The organism is Streptomyces rimosus (genome assembly GCF_008704655.1).
GTDB classification, from domain to species: domain Bacteria; phylum Actinomycetota; class Actinomycetes; order Streptomycetales; family Streptomycetaceae; genus Streptomyces; species Streptomyces rimosus.
Genome location: NZ_CP023688.1, coordinates 5,383,425 through 5,407,681 on the forward strand (window position 1 = coordinate 5,383,425; position 24,257 = coordinate 5,407,681).

Annotated in this window: 43 protein-coding genes and 1 tRNA gene; 37 read left to right on the forward strand and 7 right to left on the reverse strand. The window is 70.6% G+C overall.

Annotation, left to right across the window (positions count from 1 at the left end; all coding sequences use genetic code 11):
* Positions 1-252 precede the first annotated feature (252 nt).
* A complete protein-coding gene (gene recQ, locus CP984_RS23085) occupies positions 253-2,274 on the reverse strand; it encodes a DNA helicase RecQ (RefSeq protein ID WP_226048832.1) in 2,022 nt (673 codons plus the stop codon).
* 452 nt (positions 2,275-2,726) lie between these two features.
* On the opposite strand from recQ, the gene CP984_RS42645 reads away from it, so the two are divergent.
* The 5 genes from CP984_RS42645 to CP984_RS41375 all read left to right on the forward strand — a co-directional run bounded on the left by CP984_RS42645 (position 2,727) and on the right by CP984_RS41375 (position 5,732).
* Positions 2,727-3,326, forward strand: coding sequence for a DUF4232 domain-containing protein (locus tag CP984_RS42645; RefSeq protein ID WP_003979892.1), 600 nt, complete (start codon positions 2,727-2,729; stop codon positions 3,324-3,326).
* A gap of 124 nt (positions 3,327-3,450) precedes the next feature.
* Positions 3,451-3,735, forward strand: coding sequence for a hypothetical protein (locus CP984_RS23095; protein ID WP_003979891.1), 285 nt, complete (start codon positions 3,451-3,453; stop codon positions 3,733-3,735).
* 203 nt (positions 3,736-3,938) lie between these two features.
* Positions 3,939-4,271, forward strand: coding sequence for a hypothetical protein (locus CP984_RS23100; protein WP_003979890.1), 333 nt, complete (start codon positions 3,939-3,941; stop codon positions 4,269-4,271).
* A complete protein-coding gene (locus tag CP984_RS23105) occupies positions 4,271-4,990 on the forward strand; it encodes an RNA polymerase sigma factor (protein ID WP_003979889.1) in 720 nt (239 codons plus the stop codon). The genes CP984_RS23100 and CP984_RS23105 overlap by 1 nt, the downstream gene beginning before the upstream one ends.
* A gap of 79 nt (positions 4,991-5,069) precedes the next feature.
* Positions 5,070-5,732 (forward strand): hypothetical protein, encoded by a 663-nt coding sequence (locus tag CP984_RS41375; protein ID WP_156100316.1) that lies wholly within the window; start codon positions 5,070-5,072, stop codon positions 5,730-5,732.
* Between the two features lie 41 nt (positions 5,733-5,773).
* On the opposite strand, the gene CP984_RS42150 is transcribed toward CP984_RS41375, so the two are convergent.
* The 5 genes from CP984_RS42150 to CP984_RS23130 form a co-directional block, all read right to left on the reverse strand.
* Positions 5,774-6,109: a deoxyxylulose-5-phosphate synthase gene (locus CP984_RS42150; protein WP_078575436.1), complete on the reverse strand. Its 336-nt coding sequence runs from the start codon at positions 6,107-6,109 to the stop codon at positions 5,774-5,776.
* Between the two features lie 69 nt (positions 6,110-6,178).
* Positions 6,179-6,258, reverse strand: a tRNA-Ser gene (locus tag CP984_RS23120).
* Between the two features lie 22 nt (positions 6,259-6,280).
* Positions 6,281-7,537 carry a hypothetical protein gene (locus CP984_RS23125; protein WP_226048689.1) on the reverse strand — a complete coding sequence of 419 codons (1,257 nt, stop codon included), beginning with the start codon at positions 7,535-7,537 and terminating at the stop codon, positions 6,281-6,283.
* Positions 7,538-7,599: 62 nt separating this feature from the next.
* Positions 7,600-7,758, reverse strand: coding sequence for a hypothetical protein (locus tag CP984_RS41380; protein WP_156100315.1), 159 nt, complete (start codon positions 7,756-7,758; stop codon positions 7,600-7,602).
* 118 nt (positions 7,759-7,876) lie between these two features.
* Positions 7,877-8,416 (reverse strand): helix-turn-helix transcriptional regulator, encoded by a 540-nt coding sequence (locus CP984_RS23130; protein WP_003979885.1) that lies wholly within the window; start codon positions 8,414-8,416, stop codon positions 7,877-7,879.
* A gap of 214 nt (positions 8,417-8,630) precedes the next feature.
* Between CP984_RS23130 and CP984_RS23135 the strand changes: the two genes are divergently transcribed.
* The 32 genes from CP984_RS23135 to CP984_RS23290 all read left to right on the forward strand — a co-directional run bounded on the left by CP984_RS23135 (position 8,631) and on the right by CP984_RS23290 (position 23,941).
* On the forward strand, positions 8,631-9,113 hold the full coding sequence (locus CP984_RS23135) for a helix-turn-helix domain-containing protein (protein ID WP_226048690.1): 483 nt from the start codon (positions 8,631-8,633) through the stop codon (positions 9,111-9,113).
* Between the two features lie 102 nt (positions 9,114-9,215).
* Positions 9,216-9,515, forward strand: a complete 300-nt coding sequence (locus CP984_RS23140; RefSeq protein WP_003979883.1) for a hypothetical protein — start codon at positions 9,216-9,218, stop codon at positions 9,513-9,515.
* On the forward strand, positions 9,512-9,757 hold the full coding sequence (locus CP984_RS23145; protein WP_003979882.1) for a hypothetical protein: 246 nt from the start codon (positions 9,512-9,514) through the stop codon (positions 9,755-9,757). Before CP984_RS23140 ends, CP984_RS23145 begins: the two co-directional genes overlap by 4 nt.
* Positions 9,754-9,990: a hypothetical protein gene (locus CP984_RS23150; RefSeq protein WP_003979881.1), complete on the forward strand. Its 237-nt coding sequence runs from the start codon at positions 9,754-9,756 to the stop codon at positions 9,988-9,990. Before CP984_RS23145 ends, CP984_RS23150 begins: the two co-directional genes overlap by 4 nt.
* A complete protein-coding gene (locus tag CP984_RS23155; RefSeq protein ID WP_003979880.1) occupies positions 9,983-10,264 on the forward strand; it encodes a hypothetical protein in 282 nt (93 codons plus the stop codon). The genes CP984_RS23150 and CP984_RS23155 overlap by 8 nt, the downstream gene beginning before the upstream one ends.
* Positions 10,264-10,527 (forward strand): hypothetical protein, encoded by a 264-nt coding sequence (locus CP984_RS23160; RefSeq protein WP_003979879.1) that lies wholly within the window; start codon positions 10,264-10,266, stop codon positions 10,525-10,527. The genes CP984_RS23155 and CP984_RS23160 overlap by 1 nt, the downstream gene beginning before the upstream one ends.
* A complete protein-coding gene (locus CP984_RS23165) occupies positions 10,524-10,832 on the forward strand; it encodes a hypothetical protein (protein ID WP_003979878.1) in 309 nt (102 codons plus the stop codon). The genes CP984_RS23160 and CP984_RS23165 overlap by 4 nt, the downstream gene beginning before the upstream one ends.
* On the forward strand, positions 10,829-11,173 hold the full coding sequence (locus CP984_RS23170; protein ID WP_129821000.1) for a hypothetical protein: 345 nt from the start codon (positions 10,829-10,831) through the stop codon (positions 11,171-11,173). The genes CP984_RS23165 and CP984_RS23170 overlap by 4 nt, the downstream gene beginning before the upstream one ends.
* On the forward strand, positions 11,170-11,367 hold the full coding sequence (locus CP984_RS23175; RefSeq protein WP_030417480.1) for a hypothetical protein: 198 nt from the start codon (positions 11,170-11,172) through the stop codon (positions 11,365-11,367). The genes CP984_RS23170 and CP984_RS23175 overlap by 4 nt, the downstream gene beginning before the upstream one ends.
* A gap of 104 nt (positions 11,368-11,471) precedes the next feature.
* A complete protein-coding gene (locus CP984_RS23180) occupies positions 11,472-11,774 on the forward strand; it encodes a hypothetical protein (protein ID WP_139679701.1) in 303 nt (100 codons plus the stop codon).
* Between the two features lie 107 nt (positions 11,775-11,881).
* Positions 11,882-12,109: a hypothetical protein gene (locus CP984_RS23185; RefSeq protein ID WP_030184089.1), complete on the forward strand. Its 228-nt coding sequence runs from the start codon at positions 11,882-11,884 to the stop codon at positions 12,107-12,109.
* Complete coding sequence (locus CP984_RS23190) at positions 12,106-12,351, forward strand: hypothetical protein (RefSeq protein ID WP_054102855.1); 246 nt, start codon at positions 12,106-12,108, stop codon at positions 12,349-12,351. The genes CP984_RS23185 and CP984_RS23190 overlap by 4 nt, the downstream gene beginning before the upstream one ends.
* Before the next feature lie 3 nt (positions 12,352-12,354).
* Complete coding sequence (locus CP984_RS42830) at positions 12,355-12,909, forward strand: MazG-like family protein (RefSeq protein WP_003979872.1); 555 nt, start codon at positions 12,355-12,357, stop codon at positions 12,907-12,909.
* On the forward strand, positions 12,906-13,187 hold the full coding sequence (locus CP984_RS23200; protein ID WP_003979871.1) for a hypothetical protein: 282 nt from the start codon (positions 12,906-12,908) through the stop codon (positions 13,185-13,187). The genes CP984_RS42830 and CP984_RS23200 overlap by 4 nt, the downstream gene beginning before the upstream one ends.
* A complete protein-coding gene (locus CP984_RS23205; protein WP_003979870.1) occupies positions 13,184-13,582 on the forward strand; it encodes a hypothetical protein in 399 nt (132 codons plus the stop codon). The genes CP984_RS23200 and CP984_RS23205 overlap by 4 nt, the downstream gene beginning before the upstream one ends.
* A 156-nt stretch (positions 13,583-13,738) precedes the next feature.
* Positions 13,739-14,071 (forward strand): hypothetical protein, encoded by a 333-nt coding sequence (locus CP984_RS23210; RefSeq protein ID WP_003979869.1) that lies wholly within the window; start codon positions 13,739-13,741, stop codon positions 14,069-14,071.
* Entirely contained in the window at positions 14,068-14,298 is a 231-nt protein-coding gene (locus CP984_RS23215) for a hypothetical protein (protein WP_003979868.1), read from the forward strand. The genes CP984_RS23210 and CP984_RS23215 overlap by 4 nt, the downstream gene beginning before the upstream one ends.
* Complete coding sequence (locus CP984_RS23220) at positions 14,295-14,672, forward strand: hypothetical protein (protein ID WP_003979867.1); 378 nt, start codon at positions 14,295-14,297, stop codon at positions 14,670-14,672. Before CP984_RS23215 ends, CP984_RS23220 begins: the two co-directional genes overlap by 4 nt.
* Positions 14,669-15,085, forward strand: a complete 417-nt coding sequence (locus CP984_RS23225; protein WP_003979866.1) for an HNH endonuclease signature motif containing protein — start codon at positions 14,669-14,671, stop codon at positions 15,083-15,085. Before CP984_RS23220 ends, CP984_RS23225 begins: the two co-directional genes overlap by 4 nt.
* Complete coding sequence (locus CP984_RS23230; RefSeq protein ID WP_003979865.1) at positions 15,082-15,894, forward strand: hypothetical protein; 813 nt, start codon at positions 15,082-15,084, stop codon at positions 15,892-15,894. The genes CP984_RS23225 and CP984_RS23230 overlap by 4 nt, the downstream gene beginning before the upstream one ends.
* Positions 15,891-16,373, forward strand: coding sequence for an HNH endonuclease signature motif containing protein (locus tag CP984_RS23235; RefSeq protein ID WP_078575438.1), 483 nt, complete (start codon positions 15,891-15,893; stop codon positions 16,371-16,373). The genes CP984_RS23230 and CP984_RS23235 overlap by 4 nt, the downstream gene beginning before the upstream one ends.
* A 34-nt stretch (positions 16,374-16,407) precedes the next feature.
* Entirely contained in the window at positions 16,408-17,040 is a 633-nt protein-coding gene (locus CP984_RS23240) for a hypothetical protein (RefSeq protein ID WP_030184075.1), read from the forward strand.
* Between the two features lie 116 nt (positions 17,041-17,156).
* Positions 17,157-19,772 (forward strand): phage/plasmid primase, P4 family, encoded by a 2,616-nt coding sequence (locus CP984_RS23245; protein ID WP_003979862.1) that lies wholly within the window; start codon positions 17,157-17,159, stop codon positions 19,770-19,772.
* A 258-nt stretch (positions 19,773-20,030) separates the two neighbouring features.
* The gene (locus CP984_RS23250; RefSeq protein WP_003979861.1) at positions 20,031-20,399 is read left to right on the forward strand and encodes a hypothetical protein; all 369 of its coding nucleotides are present in this window, start codon (positions 20,031-20,033) and stop codon (positions 20,397-20,399) included.
* Between the two features lie 15 nt (positions 20,400-20,414).
* Entirely contained in the window at positions 20,415-21,035 is a 621-nt protein-coding gene (locus tag CP984_RS23255; RefSeq protein WP_003979860.1) for a WhiB family transcriptional regulator, read from the forward strand.
* The gene (locus CP984_RS23260) at positions 21,035-21,415 is read left to right on the forward strand and encodes a hypothetical protein (protein WP_003979859.1); all 381 of its coding nucleotides are present in this window, start codon (positions 21,035-21,037) and stop codon (positions 21,413-21,415) included. Before CP984_RS23255 ends, CP984_RS23260 begins: the two co-directional genes overlap by 1 nt.
* Positions 21,412-21,864 (forward strand): hypothetical protein, encoded by a 453-nt coding sequence (locus CP984_RS23265; RefSeq protein WP_003979858.1) that lies wholly within the window; start codon positions 21,412-21,414, stop codon positions 21,862-21,864. The genes CP984_RS23260 and CP984_RS23265 overlap by 4 nt, the downstream gene beginning before the upstream one ends.
* Positions 21,864-22,199 carry a hypothetical protein gene (locus tag CP984_RS23270; protein ID WP_003979857.1) on the forward strand — a complete coding sequence of 112 codons (336 nt, stop codon included), beginning with the start codon at positions 21,864-21,866 and terminating at the stop codon, positions 22,197-22,199. The genes CP984_RS23265 and CP984_RS23270 overlap by 1 nt, the downstream gene beginning before the upstream one ends.
* Positions 22,199-22,468 (forward strand): hypothetical protein, encoded by a 270-nt coding sequence (locus CP984_RS23275; protein WP_003979856.1) that lies wholly within the window; start codon positions 22,199-22,201, stop codon positions 22,466-22,468. The genes CP984_RS23270 and CP984_RS23275 overlap by 1 nt, the downstream gene beginning before the upstream one ends.
* A 58-nt stretch (positions 22,469-22,526) precedes the next feature.
* Positions 22,527-23,165, forward strand: a complete 639-nt coding sequence (locus tag CP984_RS23280) for a hypothetical protein (protein WP_003979855.1) — start codon at positions 22,527-22,529, stop codon at positions 23,163-23,165.
* Positions 23,162-23,353: a hypothetical protein gene (locus CP984_RS23285; RefSeq protein WP_003979854.1), complete on the forward strand. Its 192-nt coding sequence runs from the start codon at positions 23,162-23,164 to the stop codon at positions 23,351-23,353. Before CP984_RS23280 ends, CP984_RS23285 begins: the two co-directional genes overlap by 4 nt.
* Before the next feature lie 93 nt (positions 23,354-23,446).
* Positions 23,447-23,941, forward strand: coding sequence for a hypothetical protein (locus tag CP984_RS23290; RefSeq protein WP_003979853.1), 495 nt, complete (start codon positions 23,447-23,449; stop codon positions 23,939-23,941).
* On the opposite strand, the gene CP984_RS23295 is transcribed toward CP984_RS23290, so the two are convergent.
* Complete coding sequence (locus CP984_RS23295) at positions 23,942-24,133, reverse strand: hypothetical protein (protein ID WP_003979852.1); 192 nt, start codon at positions 24,131-24,133, stop codon at positions 23,942-23,944.
* Positions 24,134-24,257 lie beyond the last annotated feature (124 nt).

Below are 24,257 nucleotides of genomic sequence, written 5' to 3' on the forward strand. Positions count from 1 at the left end.
GCCGCCCCGGCCCGGGTCTGCCCCGGACCGTACGGGCCCGCCCCGGCCCGAGGGTGCGCGGGCCGCCTCGGGACCGTACGAATCCGCACGGGCCCGAGGGCGTGCGGGCCATCTCGGGCCGTACGGATCCGCCCGGGCCCGAGGGCGTATGGGCCGCCCCGGCCCGGGTCTGCCCCGGACCGTACGGGGGCGCCCCAGCCCGTACGGGCCCGCCCCCGACCGTACGGAGCTGGCAGTGCGGGCCCCCGCCCGTCACTCCTCCTCGAACGGCGGCTCCCCCCAGTCCGGTTCGTCCCAACCCAGCTCATCGATGAACCCACCGCCCGAACCATCGGCGGCCGGCGCCCCCGCCGCAGTCGCTCCCGCCCCCGCCGCCCCCGCGGCCGACGCGCCCCCGACCGGCGCCCCCGCCGCAGCCGCACCCTGCCCCGCCAGCACCTCCAAGATCTGCTCGCCGTACTTCGCCAGCTTGTTCTCGCCCACGCCGTTCACCGTGCCGAGTGCGGCCAGGCTCGCCGGGCGGGCCGTGGCGATCTCGCGCAGCGTGGCGTCGTGGAAGATCACGTACGCCGGTACGCCCTGCTCCTTGGCCGTACGGCCCCGCCAGGCCCGCAGCTCCTCGAAGACCGGCACGGCCTCCTCCGGCAGGTCCACCGGCGCCGCGCGCCGCCCCTTGGCCGCCTTCGCGGCCTTGGCGGCCTTGGCCGTCTTCTCCGGCTCGCGCCGCATCAGCACCTCGCGCCGCCCCCGCAGCACCTCACCGCTCTCCTCGGTGAGCACCAGCGTGCCATAGTCGCCCTCCACCGCGAGCAGCCGCTGCGCCAGCAACTGCCGTATCACGCCCCGCCATTCGGCCTCGCGGAGATCGCTCCCGATCCCGAAGACGCTCAGCGTGTCATGATCGAACTGGATGACCTTCGCGGTCTTCTTCCCCAGCAGGATGTCGATGATCTGCCCGGCGCCGAACTTCTGCTTCCGCTCCCGCTGCAACCGCACCACCGTGGAGAGGAGCTTCTGCGCGGGCACCGTGCCGTCCCACGTCTGCGGCGGCGTCAGGCACGTGTCGCAGTTCCCGCACGGGCCGCTCTCCTGCCCGAAGTACGCGAGCAGCCGCACCCGCCGGCATTCCACCGTCTCGCACAGCGCCAGCATCGCGTCGAGGTGCGCCGACAGCCGCCTGCGGTGGGCGTCGTCGCCGTCCGACCCGTCGATCATCTTGCGCTGCTGGACCACGTCCTGGAGCCCGTAGGCCAGCCACGCCGTGGACGGCTGGCCGTCCCGCCCCGCGCGCCCCGTTTCCTGGTAATAGCCCTCCACCGATTTCGGCAGGTCGAGGTGGGCGACGAACCGTACGTCCGGCTTGTCGATGCCCATCCCGAACGCGATGGTGGCGACGACCACCACCCCGTCCTCCCGCAGAAATCGCGCCTGGTGTTCCGCGCGCGTCCGCGCTTCCAGGCCCGCGTGGTACGGGAGCGCCGTGATCCCGTTCTGCACCAGGAATTCGGCGGTCTTTTCCACCGAGGCGCGCGAGAGGCAGTACACGATTCCGGCGTCACCGGCATGCTCGGTGCGCAGCAATTCCAGCAGCTGCTTCTTCGGGTCGCTCTTGCCGGCGATACGGTACTGAATGTTCGGCCGGTCGAAACTGGCCACGAAATGCCGGGCATTCTCCATACCCAGCCGCGTGGTGATCTCCTGGTGCGTGGCCTCCGTGGCCGTCGCCGTCAGCGCCATCCGCGGCACCTCGGGCCACCGCTCGCGCAGCATCGACAGGGCCAGGTAGTCCGGCCGGAAGTCGTGGCCCCACTGCGCGACACAGTGCGCCTCGTCGATCGCGAACAGGGAGATCTTGCCCCGGTCCAGCAGGCTCAGCGTCTGCTCCACACGCAGCCGCTCCGGCGCCAGATACAGCAGGTCCAACTCCCCGGAGAGGAACTCGGCCTCCACCATCCGCCGCTCGTCGAAGTCCTGCGTGGAATTCAGGAACCCGGCCCGGACCCCCAGCGCCCGCAGCGCGTCGACCTGGTCCTGCATCAGCGCGATCAGCGGCGAGATCACCACACCGACCCCGGGCCGCACCAGTGCCGGAATCTGGTAGCAGAGGGATTTCCCGCCGCCGGTCGGCATCAGTACGACCGCGTCGCCGCCCGTTATGACGTGCTCGATGATCGCTTGCTGTTCCCCGCGGAACGCGTCGTAACCGAATACCCGCCGCAGGACGCCCACCGCGCCACTGGCGTCGTCCACCGTTTCCCCGGCCTCGGGAGCCATCTCTACCTCGCTCATGCCTGCAGCGTACGAGCTATCCCGCTACCCGCGCTCAAGCCTGTGGATAACTCGGCGCGGGACCGGCCGCCTCTGCTACTCCCCGGCAGCTCGCACGGGTGGTACGGCGCAGCACCGCCCTGGCAACCCCGTACAACGAAATCCACCACCCAGCCGTCTCACAAGACGACGAGGAACACCAAATACCGCCGCCTGTGCCCGCGCCCCATACCGCCCCGGCACGCCCAAATACCTGCGCACCAGCTCACCGGCCCACCAGCGCTCCCAGCACCCCTCTCACCTTCACGTCGGCACGGCCCCTCGCTCACCTGCCTTCTACGGCCCTACGCCGCCCAACCGCGCCGCCACCGCATCTCCCACCGACCCGCTCCTCCACAGGCCCTACCTCCAGTCTCGTCGCCACCTCTCCACCACCCCTCCCAAGGACGGAGACCACCATGCGCACCCACCCCACGAACTCCCACCACCCCACGAACCCCCACCACCCCCGCCGACCCGCCACCACCTCCGCCACCCTCCTCACCACCACAGCCGCAACTCTCGTGACCCTCGTCACCCTCACGACCACCGCCTCAGCCGCCTCAGCCCCCACCCCCACAACTCCCACCACCCCCACCAAACCCACAGCCACCTCGGCAATCCGCCCCTGCCCCGAATCCGCCCTGAAGATCACCGCGTCCGCCGTCACCTCTCAGCGCCCCGACGTCCTGCGCATCAGCGCCAACAACCGCAGCGTCACCCCTTGCGTCATCGACCGCATCCCCACCGTGACCTTCGGCGACCTGGACGGCGCGGCGCAGCCCGACCCGCCCGCCGAGAGCGCCCCGTACCGCCTCGCTCCGGGGGCCACCGCGTACGCGACGGTCCGTACGGTCACCGGCGAGCCGTCCCCGTCCACCCGCACCGTCGGCTTCATCACCGTCGCCGCCGATCCGGCCCACCAGGGCCGCCGCTTCGACGCCGCGGCCCTGGGCGCGCCCAACGACATCCGCGTCTGGTCGCCGACCACGACCTGGTGGCGCCCGACCGCCGGTTGATCACCCCGACACCGTACGGCCGGCCGGCGCCCCAACAATCACTCGACGACTCAACTGCCCTTCCCTGGGGGCGGGTTACGCCGAACCACCCGCCCCCGCCCCCGTCATCGACCAAAGTGAGCGCATGAGCCTCACGACTGCCGGCGAGCCGCCGGGCCCCGTGCGTTTCTTCCTGCTGTGCGACCGTATGGGCTGCGATGCTCGCGCCGTCCTCGACCTGGTCGTCGCCGACCCGCCGCCGGACATCGAGACGGACCTCTTCGGCCACCTTCTGCACAGCGCCAAAACGGCCGCCCCGCGTATCGCCGACATGGGCTGGACGTACTACCAGGGCGACGGCTACTGGTGCCCGCGCTGCTCCACCCCGCGCTCCCAGCGCCCCCGCCGCGGCCGCACCCGCTCGTCCTGACCCCGGGGCGCCCCTGCCCTCATCCCGCTCGCCAACCCCTCGAACAAGGGTAACTGGCTGGTAGCACTCCGTAAGATTTTGCCTTCTTTCCTTGCACGCTTGAGCACTCCTGAACGCTATTGCGGGCAGAGAGCTCGTACTGGCTCTCCGGTGCCGGGACGAGCAGGCACCGTCCATCCCCGACCGGAGGGACCGAGGGCTCCGTGAACCTTGATCTCGTACGTGACTGGGCCGTGGCCGCCATCGCGGTCCGCGTGTTCAGCGCCGACATACGGATGCTGCTGCGCCGCCTCGCCGCCGCCCAGGTGCTGGCGGGCGTCTCCGAACTCACACGTACCGGTACGGGAACACGTACCGGCGCAGGAACCCGCGAACGCCTCCGTACGGGCACCCGTACCCATACGCGTGCCGCCGCCCCCGCCCACCAGGCGCGCGACTACGACACTCCGTACGGCGGCTCCCCGTACAACGCGCCGTACAGCGGCCCCTCGTACGGACCCCAGCGCGATCACGACCTCCAGGAGGGCGAGCGCTGATGTCCGAACGCGAGCCGAGCGCCGACCGCGACCCACGTCCCGGCCAGGCCCGGGGATCACACAGGGCCCCCGCCCGTACGCCCCAATCCGCCACCGGCCCCCAGAAGTATCCTTTCCGCCCGCCCAGTACACCGGGACCGGCCGCCACACCAGGCGCACCAGGCGCACCCGGCACCCACACCCTCGCCAACTTCGGCCTGCCCGCCGACTTCCGCGCCTTCCACCAGCTCTACCGCGCGGGCTACATCCGGTACGCCGAACTCCACCTGGAGTCACGCGCGGACGCCGAGGAAGCCGTTGACCTGGCCTTCGAGCAGCTCATGCTCGCCTGGCAGACCGTACTGCGGCAGCCGGTCCCCGAGGCGTACGCCTGGCGTGTGGTCAAGAACCGCACCATCGACCACGCCAGGGCCCGCGGCCGCCGCCCGGTCGTCGTCGACGTGGCCGCCTTCGAAACCCTCTCCCTGCGCCACGCCCTCGACCCGATAAGCGAGTTGGAGGAGTCCCTCACCCTCTACCAGACCCTCGCCTCGCTGCCCGAGCGCCAGCGGGACGTCATGCTGCTGCGTTACGCCCTCGGATACGCCACCAAGGAAACGGCGCGCCTCATGGGCATCACCGAGGCCGGTGTCCGCTCGACCATCCGCTACGCGCTCCGCCGACTGCGCCAGGCGTTCGACCTGGAGGAAGGGGAAGACGATGCCCGCCTTGCCGACTGACCTCGACCGCCTCCTGGCCAAGGCCCGCCTCGATACACCCCCGTATACAGAACGCGAAGTAGCCGCGGCCGAAGCCCGCTTGAGCGCCCGCGTGGCCGACCGCGTCCTCTGTGGCGCCCTGTCCTTCGACGCCGCCATACAGGCCCACGTGGAAGCCGCCCTGGGCCGCGACCGCACCACCGGCGAACGCGGCGACCCCTGCGAACAGCGCCATATGCACGACGCCGCACAGGACCTCCTGCGCCTGTGCGCACTCGTCGTCGGCGAACCCGAGGCACTCCACCAGATGTCCGTCTTCATCGGCGGCCGCCTCCTCGAACCCGACGGCGCACGCGTACTGGCCTGCGTCCTCCAACTCGCCGGCCGCGAGGACTCCGCCCGCTTCTGGTGGCAGTACGCCGCCGGCGCCGGCGACACCTCGTCCGCCTACTGCCTCTACCTCCACCACCTCTCCCTCGCCGAGGTCGGCGAGGCCCACTGGTGGCACGCCCACGCCGACCCGGACCGCCCCGCCCGCACCCGCCCCTCGGCCGACGCCTACGACCTGGTCATCTCCTGGGCCGTAAGCCTCGAAACAGCCCGAGGCTTCGCCCCGCCCCCACCCCGAACCACCGCCGCCGCCGTACTCGGCTACGTCTCCAAAGCCATCCAATTCACCGACAACCCCGACCTGGACCTCCCCCTGCCACCGGCCGGCTTCGCAGAACACATAGCGGAACTCACGACATCGAAGCGCGGCTGAAAGCTAACGACGCCCGCAAGCTGACCACCCCAGCCCCTCAACTAAGCCAACTCCCGCCGAACCAGCACCCGAGCAATCGGCTCCCCACTGGCCCGCGCATAAGCCATCCGCTCCCGCACCTCCCCAAGCGTCCGAGGCCGATACCCGGGCCCACCACAACAACTCTTGTGAAACCGAACCCCGGCATTCAACAACACAGAAAGTACCCGCCAGCCTGCGTCGTCCCGCTTCTTGGGCGCCGCAAAGGCAGACCCGACGTGGATCAGATGCTCGGCGCACCGTGGACAGATTCGGGCGTGGTCGTAGCGGCCGGGGTGGGGCTGCTTGTAGGAGGCCCGGCAGGGGAGACAGACGTAGGAGGTTTTCGCGTGGGACATGGGGCGAGAGTAAACGCACCGAAGGACCGACGCGGGAGAATTTTCCTCCCGCCCCGGCCCTTCTCCCTGTGCCCCCGGCAGGATTCGAACCTGCGACACCCGCTTTAGGAGAGCGGTGCTCTGGATCAATTCTCTCGCCGGTCAGGGGCCGTGCCCATCATCCCGAGTAGATCATTTGGGAGAGATTTGGGAGACGCGCTCCGCGGGAGCCTTCTGAAGGGAGACACGCCCCCACAACGTCGACAGCCCCACGTTCGCCATGCCCTTCCAGAATATCTCCTCCAGTCCCTCCAGTCGCTCGGCGCGCATCGCCGCCGTCGGCTTCTGATAATGCCGCTTGATCCCCGGCCGACGGTGCCCCGCCGCCTCGAACGCCAGCGGCTCCTTCACGCCGATCTCCGACTGCATCGTGTCGTGCAGCGCCCGCAGCGCCCGCATGTCCAGCCCAGGCAGAATCGGCTCCCACGCGTCCCGGTGTGCGACGCCCCGCCGTCGCGCCCTCTCCTCGCGTCCATCACACGCCGGCCGGAAGGTGCGCCACCAGTTCCCGCGACGCCATGGCTGACCGGACGGCGTGCAAAAGATCCGAGGGTGCGGCCAGTCGCTGAGGTGATAGCGCAGCAGCTGCGCAAGGAACGGCGGCACGTCCACGTCCCGCGTACTGCCGTCGTTCTTCGTCGCCTCAAGCCGCAGGATGTACCCCTTCTTGTTGCCGTGCTCGTCGCGCTCCTGATACTCGGCGTACTCCTCGACGATGCGGATGATCGGGCACACGAACTCTCCCGCCCCCCAGGGCTGGCGGCGCACCAGCAGCGTGTTGTCGCGGTGCAGGCCCAGCCCTTCCCCCCAGCGGGGTCCGGCGAATGCGGTGGTCAGCACATGGATACCCACTGCCGGGCCGAGCCGTTCGGCCAGGAGGATCGCGTCCTCCGGCCGGGCTCCGCCGTCGCGTTGGACCTTCTGCGGCCTGCGCTGGGCAGCATCGCCGGACGTTTCCCGGGTGCGCCGCCGGCCGAACAGCGGGTTAACCGTGACCTTCTTCGCGTCCACGGCCGCCGTCATGATCGTGGACATCAGCGAGACGCAGTGCCCCCGGCTGACATCCTCGACATCCATGGTCTGCTGCCAAGAGTCGACGTCGAACCAGGTGATGTCACCGAGCCGAGTGTGCTCCCAGCGCGGCAGGATGTGGTTCTCCAGCCGGTCCCAGCGGGTTCCGGTCGTCCGGCCGCGCTTCCGCCGCGACTGCATGTACGTGCGGGCGAAGTCGCCGAAGGTCGTGCTCCGGGCCTCCGGATCGATCCAGATGCCGGCCTTGATCTGACGCTCCTGCTCGCGCCCCCAGTCGAGAGCGGTCTTCTTCGTCGGAAAACCGGATTCTGTCAGCCAGGTGCCGTTCGGCCCCTTGTACCGGACCCGCCAGGTCACCGTGCCCTTGCTGCCCTTGGCTGTGCTGACCCGCTTCTCTGCGTAAGCCACACTGCCTCCTCTTACCGGCCCGGCGAGACCAGCCACCGGGGAGTAATCACAGGGGGTGTGATCACCATGCCCGGTACGACTCCGCCGAGGTGGTCCAGGATCTCTTGCAGGATGTACAGCACCCAGGCGTGGGCGTGCTTACGCAGGTAGACGCACACGTCCAGGGGCATGGAGGTAACGCTGATTACTTCGACCCGCACCGGTCCCCCTGTGCTCCGAGTACGGCGGCACCTTCGTAACGCGTTGAATACTCAACCACACAGATCGCTCACATGTGGAGCCCTTTGCTTAGGATTCTGGGCGCACTTCGGCGCCTTTTGCGCCTCCTTCTGGGCGCCGCAGGCTTGCTTCTGTCCGCTCCCACTGCAGCATCGCCCTTCGAAGCTGCTCATCAGACGCCCCCCTTCGCCCCCGGACGATGACGACCATCTGAGCATCCGGGTCCTCGTCGCCGTCCTCTGTGGGCAGCGCGATGACGGCGGCATCGACGAGCGGGCCGTCGGCGAGCGCCGCTTTGATGCGAAGCGGGAGGTCTTCGGGCGCTGAGGCCACCCCGTTGAAGGCTGGAGGGGCGGTATCGGCTGACGCTTCGGCTGGTGAAGGCTCTCCACCCGCGAGTGTCGCCTCGATCGATCCAGGGTCCCATCCGAAGTGGGCGGCGATGGCGCGGTGCGTGTGGGTGATCTTCTTGAAGGAGTCGCCGCGCTCGATGGCCTGGATGGTGGCCCGGCTGACGTTCACCGCGGCGGCCAGCTCATCCTGCTTCAGCTCTGCGGACTTCCGGGCGTGCCGCACGGCCTCGCCCAGCTTGGCCCAGTCTCGATCCATGGCACCTCATCATGCCTGACGTTGATGCAACCGGAAAGCCAGGATCTGGCCTCTTGACCTGCCTTTAAGCAGGTTTACCGTGCGCCCCTGGTTGCAAAGTGAGCCCGTGCGTGCGCCCTTATGAGCACCCGCTCCGGCGCCCAGGCGAGGAAACCAAGCACAGAAAGTGCGCTTAAGGGTTGCCAGGGTGTGGCCGCGACGCTACTTTCTGAGTGTGAGACCTAACGGCATCGCCATCCGGGCCATCCGGGAAGCTCAGGATATGAGCCTGCCTGCGCTAGCTCATCGAGCCGGGCTCAACCGCGGCTACCTCTCCAGGCTCGAAAGGGGCCTGATCGAGCGTCCCGCCGAGGCGAAAGTCCTGGCCATAGCTGCCGCGCTGACGGTGCCGACCGCCGCCATCACCCATGAAGGAGCCGAAGTGCCCGCCACGGACACGAAGAGGAAGGCGCCCCCCACCGCCACGACCGGCGGCGCCTCCACCACCACTTTGGACGAGCTCGTGCACTACAAGCCGGAAGAGGTCGCGACCAACGGCTGGCTGCCGTACACCGCCTCCACGCTGCGGAAGAAGGCCCGGGCGCGCGAGATCCCGCACAGCCGCTCTGGTGGCCGAATCACGTTCCGCCTGATGCACATCCGGGAGATCGCCGCGATGGGCGAGACCCGACCGCTCAGCGAGACGAAGAGCAACTGACCACCGCCGCCTAGCGGTATGCGGCCCCAACCGCCGGGGGCCTAAGCCCGGCAGCCGGGGCCTTCGCACCACCCCGAGAACGGAACAAGAAAGGGGAGGCACGTGACCTCCACTATCCCATCTGACACTCCCGTCCCGGCACCCGAGGCGATCCTCGAGACCAACGCCGCTCTCCTCGCCGAGATTGAGCGGCTGCGCGCCGAGCGTGACGCCGACCACCGGACGTGGCAGCACGACCTGTCGAAGCTGCGGGAAGCCCAGGGCGAAGTCGAGCGGCTCCGGAACCGCCTTCACAGTGCGGCCATGACCCGCACGTGGCGGCTGGAGAACGGCAAGCAGTTCGTCTACGTCGAGGACATCGCTCCGCACCTGCTCGGCACTGTCCCGGGCGGTGCGGCGTGAACACCAATCCGATCCCCGTCCCGGACGCGGTGACCGCCCTCAAGGCGGCTCTCCTTCCGCAGTACGTGGTGGACGCCGTCCGCACCCAGGCCGACGCGGTGCGCGAGGCCGTCTCCCACCGTGGTCTGAGCATCGAGGCGCAGGCGGACCGTGAGGACGCCCTCGCCGCTGTCGCCCGCGCCAACAAGGCGCTGGCCACGGTCCCGGCCCGCGGGTCGCTGGTTGTGCGAGGTGCGGCATGAGCGCCCGCGACGAGCTCTACGTGGCTTTGCGCGCGGCGGGCGAAGAACGCAGTGAAGTCGGCCGTCTGCTTGACGCCTTCCGCGCCGAGGTGCTGCGCGGGGCCGCCGACGTACTGGACACGCTCCCCGCCGATGCCAGCGGCTTCGACCGAGCGGAGCACAAGTACAAGGGCGGGGCTGCCGCCGCCGACCTTCGCCGCATGGCCGACGAGGCGGGTGAGTCCCGTGCGTGAACTGCCCCCTTCCCGCCGCGCCGAGATCGACGACCTGCTGTGGAACGAGGCCACTCCCGCCGCCACTCTGCGCGCCGTCGGGTACGAGCTGATCACCGAGGTCGACCGGCTGCGTGTCCAGGTCGCCAAGCTGACCCTGCTGTTGGAGCAGACGAGGCGTGACGCCAGCGCGGCGATCGCCGACCAGGAGTCCGCCACCCGCTACTACGCCGACCAGTCGAAGCGGCGCCGGGCTCAGCTGCAGAAGCTTGCCGCCGAGGGCGGTGAGTCGTGATGGCGACGACGACCCCGCGCCCCGCGATCGAGGCCCTGGACGTGCCGCTGGCCGACGTGCAGGCGGACATCAAGCGCCGCCGTGTGACGCCGGAGGCGGTCCGGGAGGCGCTGCAGGAAGTGCAGGCCCGGCACAAGGGCGACAAGGAGTACCCCGCCAAGGAGCGGGCCGCCACGGCGGGCGCGCTCTGGCTGGTCGAGCACCCCGAGTGCTGCAGCACCGCCGCCGACTACCCCGACTGGACCTGCGGAGGCACCGCATGAGTTACAACGCCACGTTCTTCCTGGGGCAGCAGGCCACCGCCCGGTGCGGGGCAGCGCCGGTGGCCGTCCTGTACATCGAGCCCGACGGGGACATGCGGAACAGCATCAACTTGCAGTTCCCGAGCGGCACGCCGCTCGACGAGCAGGTGGCTACGGCGGACCGCATCCTCACCGCTGTGCAGCGGTGGCGGGACAGCATCGTCGCTGACCGCGACCGGAACCGCACCGCGGCCGACGAACTCGCTGAAGCCCGCGCAGAGATCGCTCGCCTGAAGGCGGAGGCCGAGGGCGGTGACGAGACGTGACCCGCCCCATGTGTGTGGAGACGCTGGTGGCCCGCATCATCCGGGGCCTGCACGAGGAAGATGAGCGGTTCCCGGCGACGCGCGGCTGGCAGGTGGGGGCGATGCCCGATGGGCTGCCGCTGCTCGCCGCCGAGCTGGCCGCGGCGGGCCCGGACGATGCGATGGACGTGCTGAAGCGGCTGGGTGAGCACCGTAAGTGGCGGCTGCTGGACGTCGACGACCCGGCCCGCATCGCGGTGGTCTTCACGTGGCCGGAGCCAGAGCACGGTCAGCCCCGCCCCCAGCCGGAGGCCGTCGTGCAGCTGTGGGCGCCGGCCGCAGCGGAGGTGAGGGCCGCGTGACCGCCGCCGACGCCTACGCCCTGTGCCTGCTGCTGGCTCCGGCCTGTGCCGCGCAGATTGCCCGGCTGCAGCAGCAGGTCGACGACCTGACGCACGAGCGCGACGCGGCCCGCCGCACCGTCGAGCAGCAGCAGACCGAACACGCCAACTGGCGGCTGGAGTACGGGCCGCGACACCCGAGGGGGGACCAGTGACCGAGTATCCGCACGTTGCTTACATGCAGGCCGTCGCCGACGCGCTAGCAGCCGCACAGGTGGGTCCAGACGCGTGGGATACCTGGAGCGATGACGAGATCGTCATGACCGGCGTCTTCCAATGGGTCGACGAGGAGCGTCCGCGCCACAGCACAGCCGCATACCCCTTCGGCCTGGCCGTGCGCTGGGACTCCGACGAGGGATGGCGCTACGGCCGCTACATCGACCACCACGGCTCCCTGCAAAGCCTGCACTTTCTGCCCGTGGACTGGCTGAGCGACCCGGCATCCATCGCCGCGGCCGTCAAGGCGATCTGCGCCGGCCCCGTGGACGATCACCCCAGCACTCGTAGCCGCTGGCAGCACGCAGACGAGCTGGAGGCCGCGCTCCCCGAGGAGGAGATGTGACCGGCGGCCGAAAGACGAGCACGATAGGCGTTCCGGGCCATTACCGTCCTGGCGCCAACAGTAATCACCTTGAGGGCCTGTGCCCCGAGTGTGACGCGCACCGCCTGGTGCAGCTGACACCCGACCAAGCTGAGTGGCAGTACCGCGACGGCCGCGTCTCGCAGGCCCAGTACGAGGCGTACATGCACGCCTGGGCGACCAGCGCCGTGCGGTACGGACCTGACCAGCTCTACGAGCGCGAGCCCTCCGACATCGAAGTCAAGAAGATCGTCGCCGAGATCCGGCTCGCGTTCGAGGCCCTCAATACGGCCAACGACTCCAGCAGGTCGCGATGATGCGCCGCACCACCGCCGCCACCACCGTCGCGCTGCTGCTGGCCGCGTCCGCGCTGACGGCGTGCACCGACCGCGACGACGACTGCGACGACCGGTCCATGGCCCCGGCGGCGGTGTCCGCGCCGCTGAAGCCCGGCCCTGGCGCGCGGGGTTCCCGCGGCAAGGCGGCCAAGCCGAAGGCGAAGACGCCGCGGCACAGCATCGGCCACGTCCACACCCACGACTACTGCGACGAGGACTGAGCCATGACGAGCATCCCCGAAGCACTGGCCGCCCTCTCCGGTGGCGACCTGCCCGCCGACGCGGTGCGTGAGGAGCGCTGCCTCAAGCCGCCGATCGGCTGCGGCAAGCCGCTGATCTCGGAGAATGGCGAGGCGCGCGTCTTCTGGAACGAGGACGAGGCCCGCCAGTACGAAACCGAGTGGCGCATCACCGGACTGTGCCCCGACTGCCAGGACTCCGTCGAGGACGACGCGGCGGAACCGGCGGACATGTGGCCGACGATCCGCGACTTCGTGGCCTGGCTGGATGACGCGAACGGCCGCGACGAGCACGAGAAGACCCTCCGCATCCTGAAGATCACCGAGGAGGCGGGGGAAGTCGCCCAAGCGTGGATCGGCATGACCGGCCAGAACCCGCGCAAGGGCGTCACCCACACCCGCGAGGACGTCGCCGACGAACTCTGCGACGTGGCCATCACCGCGCTGACGGCGCTCGCCTCGGTCGTCGACAACCCCGAGCAGGTATTCGCGGCGCACCTCGGCCGCGTCCAGACGCGGGTGCGGGAGGCGACGGCATGAGGTCCCCGATCGCCGCCGTCCGCTCCCGGGCCCGGCGCCGCGGCAAGACCCCCGGGCAGCTGCGCGCCGAGTGCGACGACCTGGTGTGCACGGTCGTGCGGCTCACCGCCGAGAACGACCGGCTGCGCTACGAACGCGCCCGGCTGGAGGCCGACTTCGACCGCGCGGCCGTCGACTACTCCGGCGCCCTCGAAGACCTGCGGGTGGCCCGCGAGGAGGCCGTGCGGCTGCGGACGGCGCTCGCCGCCTGGTCCGAGAAGAAGGTGACGGCGTCATGACCCGCCCGCCGCTCGTCGGAGCCGATCTGTGGAACAAGGTGATGCGGGCCGCCGGGGACCGCTGCGAGTGCCGCGGGGTGTGCGGCAAGCGGCACGACCCCGACCGGCGCGGTCGGCAGATGCGCTGCCCGCACGAGAACGGGATGCTCGTCAGCAAGATCGGCGAGATCAAGCTGATCGCCGTGCCGCGTGACCCGTCGGTGGACTTCACCGCCGCCGCGTCCCTGCCCGCCTCCCGACTGATCGCGCTGTGCCCGTCGTGTGACGGGGCCGTGCGCCGCATCTTCAAGCGGGCGGCCAAGCGGCTGCCGCCGCAGGAGGACGGGCTGTTCGACAGCGCGCCGTACTACGTCGACCCGGCCAGCACGAAGCAGGCCGACGTGGGCGCCGCCTGACCCGCCGGGCCGCCGGATGACCACGGCCGGCGGCCCGGCGCACCAACCACCCACTCGCTCAGGCCGCCCGCCCTTCCCCGCGGGCGGCCGGGCGGACCACACCCTTCCGGAGGTCCACATGGACACCACGAGCAGCACCGAGGCGGTGACCGCCTCGTGAACATCGTCGACCCGGTCGCCGCCGACATCGCCCAGCAGCAGGGCATGGACGACGCCGCAGCCCACACCGATACCGCGTGGGCCGCCGAATGCCAGAAGGGCATCGCCGTGGCCGCCACCCTCATGCTGCCGTTCCAGGCCGCCGACCTCGTCGCCGCCGGACTGGTCAGCGAACCCCGCCACCCCAACCACTGGGGCCCGCAGTTTGCCGCCGCCCACCGTAACGGCGTCATCGAACCCCACGGCGTGGCCCGATCCAAGCGCGCAACCGTCCGCAACTCCCTGTGCCGCACCTGGATCGGTTCCATCGAAGGAGGCGACGACACGTGAACACCCTCCACGAGATCGCCGTCGCCACCGCGCACGCCGTCCTCCTGGCCGCCGCCGGAGGCAGCCTCATCGGCGCCGCCTGGCTGGCCGTCGCCACCGTGCGCCACCGCCGCCGGCGCCGCGCCTTCCAGCGCACCGCCCGTGCCGCCGCCCTCACCACCATCCAGCCCGCCGACGAGGACATCGACGCCGAGTACCGGCGCCTGTGCGAAGGGAGCAGCCAGTGAGCGCCTCCAAGAAGAAGGGCACCAGCGCCGAGAGCGCCGTCGTCGCCTACCTGCGCAGCCGCGGCTTCATCCAGGCCGAGCGCCGCGCTCTGAACGGCAGTCAGGACCGCGGCGACGTCGCCGGCATCCCCGGCACCGTCCTGGAAGTCAAGAACTGCGCCCGCACCGAACTCGCCTCCTGGGTCGACGAGGCCGAGATCGAACGAGTCAACGACGGTGCATCTCTTGGGGCCGTGTGGAGCAAGCGCCGCGGCAAGAGCAATCCCGCTGACTGGTTCGTCATCATGAGCGGCCGGCAGTTCGTATCGATGCTGCGCGAACTCCTCGAACTTCCTCCGCAGGCAGATGAGCCCAAGGAGGGGGAAGCGGCATGACGAAGCCACTGGCAGAACGCTTCTGGTCCAAGGTGCGGGTGGCCAACACGCTGCACGACTGCTGGTCATGGCTCGGCGCCTGCACCCCCACCGGCTACGGCAACGTGTACGACGGTGCACGAACCGAGAAGGCGCACCGGGTCGCCTACATGCTGACCTTCGGGAAGATCCCGAACGGTTACGAGATCGACCACCTCTGTCACAGGCGTGGCTGCGTCAATCCCTGGCACCTGAGGGCGATCGCGCATGCCGAAAACCTGCGCTCCAGTCGGCCGGCGACGGCCACGCATTGCCCTCACGGCCACGCCTACACCGGCCATCGCCAGCGGAATGGGCGGCGCGAGTGCCACGTCTGTCGCAAAATTCGAGAATCGCGACGCGTGCGTCACTCCCACCAAGGAGCCGCCGCATGATCGCCACCGGCAACGACGCCACCGGCCAGGCCCTCGCCGCCCGCGTCGCCGACCTCATCACCGACGCCGCCAACAACAGCCCCCGCTCCCGGCAGACCCGCATCGGTCCCTCCGAGGTCGGCGAGCCGTGCGAGCGCAAGCTCACCTACAAGCTCTTCGAGTGGCCGGCCTGCAACACCGACCACGACCCCATAGCCAGCGTGATCGGAACTGGTTTCCACGGATGGATGGAAGAGGTCTTCACCGGCCGCAACGCCGTACTGCCGGATGGGCGCCCGCGCTACCGGATCGAAGAGCGGGTAACCGTCCGCGAAGGCGGCAGTACCGTCCTCGGATTCGATGTCACGGGGTCCGCCGACCTGTACGACCGGCTGACCCGGACCAACCTCGACTGGAAGCTCGTGGGCGTCTCCAGCTTCGACGCGTACCGGCGTAAAGGTCCCGGGGTGCAATATCGCGTACAAGCGCACCTCTACGGCCTCGGCCAGGAGAACGCCGGAGAATCGCCGGAGCGAGTAGCCATCGTCTTCGTGGCCCGCCACCACGAACTGCGCGTCCACGTCTGGACCGAGGAGTACCAGCGTCAGGTGGCGCTCGACGCCCTGGAGCGGCTCGACCGCATCAAGGCGCGCCTGCTGGCGCTGGACCCCGAAGCCAATCCGGAGCGCTGGTCGGAAATCCCCATACCGGAAGACGCCAAATGCAAGTGGTGCCCGTGGTTCCGGCCCGGTTCCAGTGACCTGAGTTCCGGGTGCCCCGGTGTCATGAAGCAGGTCAGGCGGCACGGCTTCGAGGAGCTGGTCGCGTGAAGACCACCGAGGAGCGCTTCTGGGAAAAGGTCGACGGAGCAAACGTGGCCGGTTGCTGGATCTGGCGGGGCGCCGGCAATGGCTACGGCAGGTTCTACGCCTCGGGCCGCAACGTACTAGCGCACCGATGGGCATACGAATATCTCCGAGCTTCGATCCCGGAATCGCTTGTCCTTGACCATCTCTGCCGCAATGCCCAGTGCGTGAATCCGTGGCACCTAGAACCGGTCAGTCAGGCGGAGAACCTCCGTCGTGGGAACGGGTTCAGCGGACGTAACGCGCGCAAAACGCACTGCCCCCGGGGGCATCCGCTGACGGGCATGAACAGCTATCTCGCCCCTTCGGGTGGGCGAGCTTGCCGCACCTGCCGCCGTTCGGCGTATCGAGCCCACCGCGCCGCTAATCGCGAACGCATCAACACCCGGAAACGAGCGGCTTACGCCGCCCAAAAGCTCGCCGACTCGCAGAAGTCGGCGTGATCAATCCCACCTCCCCCAAGGAGCAAAGGAACTCATGAGCACTCCCGCTATGGACGCGAACTCCTTCCTGATGGCGGGCGGCGCCAAGTCCGCCCGGTTCGAGCAGCCCGGCGCCTCCGTCACCGGCCGCATCAGCGAACAGCCCGTCGTGCAGCAGCAGAAGGATTTTTCCACCGGCGAGCCGCTGTTCTGGAACGACGGCCAGCCGCGCATGCAGCTGTCGGTGACGCTGGCCACCGACCAGCGCGACCCGGCCGACGCCGACGACGACGGCGCGCGCCGCATCTACGTCAAGGGCCAGATGAAGCAGGCGATCCAGCAGGCCGTGCGGGCCTCCGGCGCCCGCGGCCTGGAGGTCGGCGGCGTCCTGAAGGTCACCTACGTGCGCAACGGCACCGCGAGCAACCCGCGGTTCAACCCGCCCAAGGAGTACGCCGCCGAGTACACCCCGGCTGCACAGGCCGAGCTGAACACCCCCGAGCCCGCGGCCCCGGCCGGAGTCAATACCACCACCGGCGAGATCACCACCCCGGCCGCGTCCGCGGCGCCGGGCCAGCCGGACCTGAACGACCCGGCCGTCCAGGCGCTGCTCGCCCAGCTCCAGGGCCAGCAGCGGCAGGCCGCGCCTGCGGCGAACGGCGGCAGCACCGAGCCCCCGCCGTTCTGAGCCGCGCCACCGCACCACCTCGCCCGCCCGGTAACCAGGCCGGCGCCCCGGGTCCGACGCCCGGGGCGGGCACCGAGGCCGCCGCCTTCGCGTACCACCGGACAAGGAGCACCGCCTTGAGCACCGAGCCACCGCAGGACACCCTCCGTGCCGCGCTCGCCTGGCACGCCGCCGGCGCCAGCGTCGTCCGCGTGGCCACCGACGGCACCAAGCGGCCGCTCGGCAACTGGGCAGCACACCAGAAGGAACGTGCCACCGAGCAGCAGCTGCGCGCCTGGTTCGCAGGCGGCCACCCCGGGCTCGGCATCGTGTGCGGCGCCGTCTCCGGCGGCCTGGAGATGCTGGAGTTCGAAGGCCGCGCCGTCGCCGAAGGCGTCCTGAAGGAGTTCGGCGAGATCGCCGAGGACTCCGGGCTCGGCGGCATCTGGAAGCGGGTGGCCGCCGGCTACCTGGAGCGCTCCCCGTCCGGCGGCATCCACGTCCTGTACCGCCTGGACGGGCAGCCGGTGCCGGGCAACACCAAGCTGGCCCGCCGCCCGGCCCGCGACGACGAGCTGACCGACGATGAGCGGCAGGTGCTCGCGAACAAGCCCGGCAAGGTCTTCGTGCGCGATCTTGTCGAGACCCGCGGCGAGGGCGGCTTCGTCGTCGTCGCCCCCTCCGCCGGGCCCGTGCACGAGACCGGCCTGCCCTACCAGCTGCTCGCTGGCGCACCGGAGACGCTCGCCGTCGTCACGGCCGAGGAGCGCGAGGCGCTGCACAGCGTCGCCCGCACCCTCGACACCATGCCCGCCGCCACCTTCCCCGCCCCGGCGGACCCGGCACAGGAGGCGTTCTTCCGCGCCGCCGCCCCGGCGGCGGACGGCTCTCTGAAGCCCGGCGAGGACTTCGAGCAGCGCACCGACTGGACCGACATCCTCACCCCGCACGGCTGGCGCCTGCTCGGGCAGCGGGGCCGCACCCGCTACTGGCAGCGGCCCGGCAAGAACGGCCTGGGCATCTCCGCCACCACTGGCCACGCCGACGACCGCGACCGCCTCTTCGTCTTCTCCTCCAGCACCGAGTTCGACCCCGAGCACCCCTACACCAAGTTCGCCGCCCACGCCCTGCTCGAACACCGCGGCGACTACAGCGGCGCCGCCAAGGAACTGCGCCGCCGCGGCTACGGCACCGCGCCCGAGCGCCACCTGCGGACCGTCCCGCCGCCGACCGCGCCGGTAGCGGGCGAGCGGCCGGCGACTGAAGGGTCCGCCGCCTTGAAGCGGCAGGCCGATGACGGCACCTGGACGGCGCCCGAGGAGCGCCGGCCGCTGCTGCCGGTGCCGATGCCGCGACGCGACTGGGATGACATCGGCAACGCGCAGAGGGTCGTGGACCGCTACGGCACCGAGATCCGCTGGATTACCGACACCGAACAGTGGGCCTTCTACGAGGCGGGCCGGTGGGTTCTCAAGGGCGCCAACACCGGCGTGTGGACCCGGGTCGTGTCCACCGTCGATCACCTGGCAGACGAGGCCGACAACTACTCCGACGAACCCCCGGCCATCGAGCCGGACGTGCGCCCCTCGAAGGACGACCTGCTGACCGAACGGGAGAAGTTCACCAAGTGGGCGCGGGGGCAGCGGATGCGGACCAAGCTGGCCGCGGCCCGGGAAGTCCTGCAGGCCCACCCGGCGGTGCACTGCACCATGAGCCACTTCGACCGGCCCGAGATGCTCCTGAACGTGGCCAACGGGATCGTCGACCTGAAAACCGGCGACCTGCTCGCGCACAGCCGGGATCTGTACCTGATGCAGCAGTCACCCGTCCGGTACGACCCCAAGGCCACCTGCCCGCAGTTCGAGGCGTTTCTCGACAGCGTCATGCCGGACCCGGAGCGACGCGCCTATCTGGCCCGGGTCGTCGGCTACACGATCACCGGTTCCACCGAGGAGCAGGTGATGTTCATCCACCACGGCGACGGCCAGAACGGCAAGGGCGTCTTCATGCGGGTGATGATGGAACTGCTCGGCGACTACGCGCAGTCCGTTCCCCGCTCGACGCTGCTGGCCAAGCAGTCCGACGGCATCCCCAATGACATCGCCCGGATGATGGGCAAGCGGCTGCTGTCGACCACCGAGACCAGCGCCGGCAAGAAGCTGGACGACGAGCTGGTCAAGCAGCTCACCGGCGAGGACACCATGTCCGCCCGGTTCATGCACGCCGAGTTCTTCGACTTCCGCCCCGTCGGGAAGATCCACCTGGCCACCAATTACCTGCCGCGCGTGGGCGGGGGGCACGGGATCGCCCGGCGCCTGCAGGACATCGGGTGGGACGTCGTCGTTCCGCCGAACAAGCGCATCGCCAAGCTCGACGAAAAGATCATGGCGACCGAGGCGGCCGGCGTCCTCAACTGGGCCATCCGTGGCTGCCTGGAGTGGCAGCGGGACGGGCTGTCCGTGCCCGAGGCGGTCCGGGAGAAGACGCGCGAACATCTCGCCAGCTCCGATCCGCTGGCCATATGGCTGGAGGAGGAGACCGCCGAAGTGCCGCAGGGCGCCACCGAGACCCGGCTGCTCTACGCCAACTACAAGATCTGGTCCGAAGCCTCGGGCCTGCGCCCCATGTCGGTCACAGCGTTCGCCCTGGCGCTCAAGGAGCGCGGCATCGAGAGCGGCAGGGACCCGAGGTCACGCCGGGCCCTGACGCTTGGTGTGCGTTTGTCCGGCATGACCTACTTGGAGGGTGTCTGACATGGACACGTGCGAAGGGGTTGCGAAGGGGTTTGCGAAGGACTTGTCGAAGGACTTGACCTGCACTGCGAAGGAGTCGAAGGGGTTTTTCAGGCCTCACGCATGTGAGAAGACATACGCCCCCACACGCCGTTGTGCAGCCCTACACGCAAGGCGAGGGCGTCGAAACCCCTTCGACCCCTTCGATCCGCAGGTCAAGTCCTTCGCAAACCCCTTCGCAAACCCCTTCGCAACCCCTTCGCACCCGGACGGTGCGCGATGACCGCCAGGAAGCCGCCGCCCGCCTGGCTCGACACGTCCGCGCCGCAGAGCGACCGGCCGCGCGCCCAGCAGTGCCCGCGCTGCCGCGCCCCGGTCCTGCGCGCTCTGGCCGGCCGCACCGCCGCCGTCGACGTGCGCGCCGATCCGTACCCGCTCGGGCTCGCGGCCGAGCTTCAGGTGCGGCTCGCCGGACGGTTCACCTACTGCCTGCGCCTGCACCCGCACTTGCCGCCGCGGCTGCTGATCCGCGACCGCTGGCACATCGCCGGCGGCACCTGCACCCACCTGGTCGTCGCCGACCACCGGTGCACCCGTACCGCCGCACCGGCGGCGACCCCGCCGCCCGGACCCGACCGCCTGTTCTGAGAGGAGAACCCCGCCATGGCCGCCCCGATCACACACCCCGACTTCCTCGCCGGGACCACCGCCCGCACACCGTGCGCCCTGCAGCCCATCCGTTTCCACGCCAGCGACGAGGACGCCGTCGACCTGTGCCTGGACTGCCCGCTGATGCTCGCCTGCCGCCAATGGGCGCGACAGCACCGCGCCGTCGGCGTATGGGGTGCCGAGACCACCGCCGAGCGCACCGCGGCCGGCTGCCCGCCTGAGACCGAGCCGGAGCCGGAGGACATCCGGCCCGTCTGCGGCACCGAGGCGGGTGCCCAGTGGCACCGCCGCTACGACCCCGACGGCCCGTGTCCGGCATGCCGGAACGCGGCACGCAGCGCCATGCGGCGGCGCAACCGGGAACGGGATGCCGCACTGGGCGCCGTATGGCCGCCCCGCCTGCCCGAGCAGGAACAGAAGATCCTGGAGGCGTTTGCCGCGGGCATGGACCGCGCGGCGATCGGCCGCCGCTTCCGCCTCAAGCGCAAGACCGTCGCCACCTATCTGTACCGGATCCGCAGGCGTCTGCGGACCGACGAGGCCGGGCTCGTCGCGGCGGCACAGGCTGCCGGCCTGCTGCCCGCCGCGCGGCGTGAGTTCGGGGAGGCCGCCTGATGCCCGACACCCGGCCCCGCACACTGACCGGCACCGTCTCCTCGGTCCAGCGCCCGTGCCTGGTCCGCGGCGACGACACGGTGCCCGAGCTGCGCTTCCGGCTGTCGGTGAAGCGCTGGACTCCCGAGGGCCGCTACGGCGGCACGGACGTGCACCACGTGGTGCTGCGCGACGAGCACACCAACCTCGCCGTCAGCTACGTGCACGCACTGGCGGTCGGCACCCGCCTGCACCTGCACGGCACCTGGCGCCAGCGCCTCGACGGCGACGCCTGGATCGACGAGTTCACCGTCACCCGCCTGTGGACCCCGCTGCCCATCCCGCCCGGCACCCGCCTCGGCTACCTGCCCGCACAGCGCACCGAAGGAGATGCTTCATGACCACCACGGAGATCGCCCGGCGCCACGGCTACACCGGGCCGATGACCTGCCAGGACTGCGGCACGCCGGAGAACCTCCACTTCGCGACCTGGTTCGACCCGGCCGCCGGCGAGAGCGGCGACTTCCTTGAGTGCTGCGCCTGCGGCATCGCCGCCGGTGACCCGCCCGAGGTCCACGACGACTGCGAGCCCGACGAGGAGCCGTGCGGAGGCGGGGAGGCCGGGCCCGAGGTGCGCGTCTTCCGCCGCGCGGACGGCTGGGCGATGCAGCCGCCGGACCCCGAGCCCTGCACCACCAACTTCCACCGCCGGCAGGACGGCCGGTCCCCGTGCACGGCGACCGCGGTGTGGAAGGTCGTCGAGGACCACGGCCTGCACCTGACCATCGGCTTCTACTGCGACACCGACCTGCCCGCCGAGCGCCGGCCCGAGCACGGCGGGGCCGCCTGATGACCGCCCGCCCCACCGCCTCGCAGATCACCGATGACCAGCTCGACGAGCTGTACGCCGAGCTGGAACGGGCCCGGGAAGCCCTGAGCGCCCGCGAGACGGCCTCGGAGCCGTCGGACGGGGCTGAACCCGTCCGGAGCGCTGCGAGGCCGCCAGAGGGCCCGGCAGGGCATGCGTACCTGTCCACCGGCTGCCTGCACGGCGAACACGGCTACTGCCAGGGCGCGCACGGCCTGGCGGGGGCCAAGGTCCCGGCCAAATGCAAGTGGTGCGACGCGAAATGCATCTGCCCGTGCCACCAGAGCGCGGGCCTGCCGCCGAAGGAGGCCGCCTGATGCCCCGCGTGATCCGCGCCCGCGACGTCAACGCGGCCCTTGCCAGCGGCGGTTACGAGCCGTCCGAGTACGACCCGGACTACGGCTGGGACCCCGGCTACCGGGCCGTCCAGGCCGGGCGCCGCCAGGTCAACGTCTTCCACGACGGGCCCGGCGAGACCACCGGCCTGGAGCAGTACACGGCCGAACTGCGGGCCGCCGGCTACCACGTCGTCGCCGACCAGATGCCCGGCGGCGGACGGCGCCGCCTGCACATCACCCGCCCCTGACCCGCCCTGGGGCGGCAGCTGCCCGCAGCCCCGCCCGCACGACCGCAAGGAGACCGCCATGCACGACCTCGACGCCGTCAGCCCCGTTTGCACGATTTGCATGCGCGGCCTTCGCGATGACGAGTGGGACCGTCTCGTGTGCCGCATCTGCCAGGATCGCGGCACCGCCATGCTCCGCGAGCTGCCGGCCCTGTACGACCAGCTCGGCGATCTCCTGGAGCCGGGTTCGGGCCGCGGCGACGGGCGCGTCAGCGGAACGCGCGGTGCGCCGCTGCCGTGCTCGCTGCACGTGCTGGACCTGCGGGCGCGCGGCGGGCTGGTGACCGTCCTCGCCGACTGGGAGGCCGCGGTGCGCGACGAGTTGGGCTACGAGGCGGCGCCGTTCCGGGGCGACCTGCGGCAAACCCTCGCCGGAGTGACCGGTTTCCTCGTCGCCAACGCCCCGTGGATCTATAGCAGCTTCAGCGCTTCCGCCGATCTGCACCGCGAGATCCGCGCCCTCCACGGCCATGCGCAGCGGCTCGTCACCGGCGAACAAGCGGAACGGCGCATCACCGTGCAGTGCGCGTGCGGGCAGCCCATGCGCGTCACCCTCACCACCCCCGGACGGCGCTGCACCGCCTGCGACCGGCAGTACGGCCACGCCGAGATCTTCCACCTGCCGCTCGCCGACCGGGCCGAACGGAGCGCGGCATGAGCCGCCCCGACTACGACAAGATCGAACGCCTGGAGCGGGAGCTGGGCATCAATCAGCCGGAGCCGCAGCCGCTGCGCCCCGCGTTCGTCGTCTGCCTCACCAAGGACTGCGAGGGCGACACCACTGAAGTGCGGAACTGGTACGGCGTCGTCATCCGCGCCTACCACCATTGCCGGAAGCCCGAGTGATCGCGTCTTCACGGCGCGCTTCCGCTCGCCGACCGGGCCGCGGCCTGACCGGAAACCACCATCCGCCACGACCTTTGAAAGGACACTGACCCCATGGCCTACATGGAGCCCCCCGAGTACGAGGACGTCGAGCCCGAGCCGTCGTGGAAGTGCCACCACTGCGCCGCCGTCGGCCTCGACGAGATCGGCATGAACGCAGCCGAGTACGTCAACGACGACGCCCCCGTGTACCTGCGCCCCCACTGCGAAGCCTGCCTTCCCACGCCGGCGGGCCGGCAGGCTCCGGGGGAGGCGCGGTGGCAGACCTTCTACCGCGCCAGCGGGGAGCGGTCGAAGGCGCTGCGGGACGCCGTCGAGAACGGCACCCTGCCCGCCACCGCGGCCGACCTGATCCAGTGCCCGGTGTGCGGAGACAGCTTCACCGCAGGACGCATCGGCCTGAACCTCATCTATGCCGTGGCCGCAGACTGCGACGAGAGCACGTGCGCAAGGTGCCTGGACATCGCCTCCCCGGCAGGGATCGCCGAGGCGTACCGGCGGCGGGCCGCGGGCGCGACCCCGAGCTGGGCCGCCCCGGCAGAGGCGTAGTCACTCCGCCGCCAGCCGCCGCGCCACGTTCGCCGACCACCGCCTGGCCAGGGCCGCCGCCTCGTCGTCGCCCTGCCCGTAGTGGGCCAGCAGCGCCACCGCGACCCGCGCCTCACCCGCCGTGACCAGCGGGAGGCGCGGGTCGTCGGCGTCCAGGAGCGCGTGCAGGGCGGCGAGGGCGTCGTCGGTCACAGTGGGAGAACGGGGCGGTAGCCTGGTTGGTCACGGTGGTCCCGCGACTGTCTCGGAGGATGCCCGGCGGACGGCAGGCCAGCCCCGCTAGACTCGCCGATATCACGGTGATATCGCCCACGGG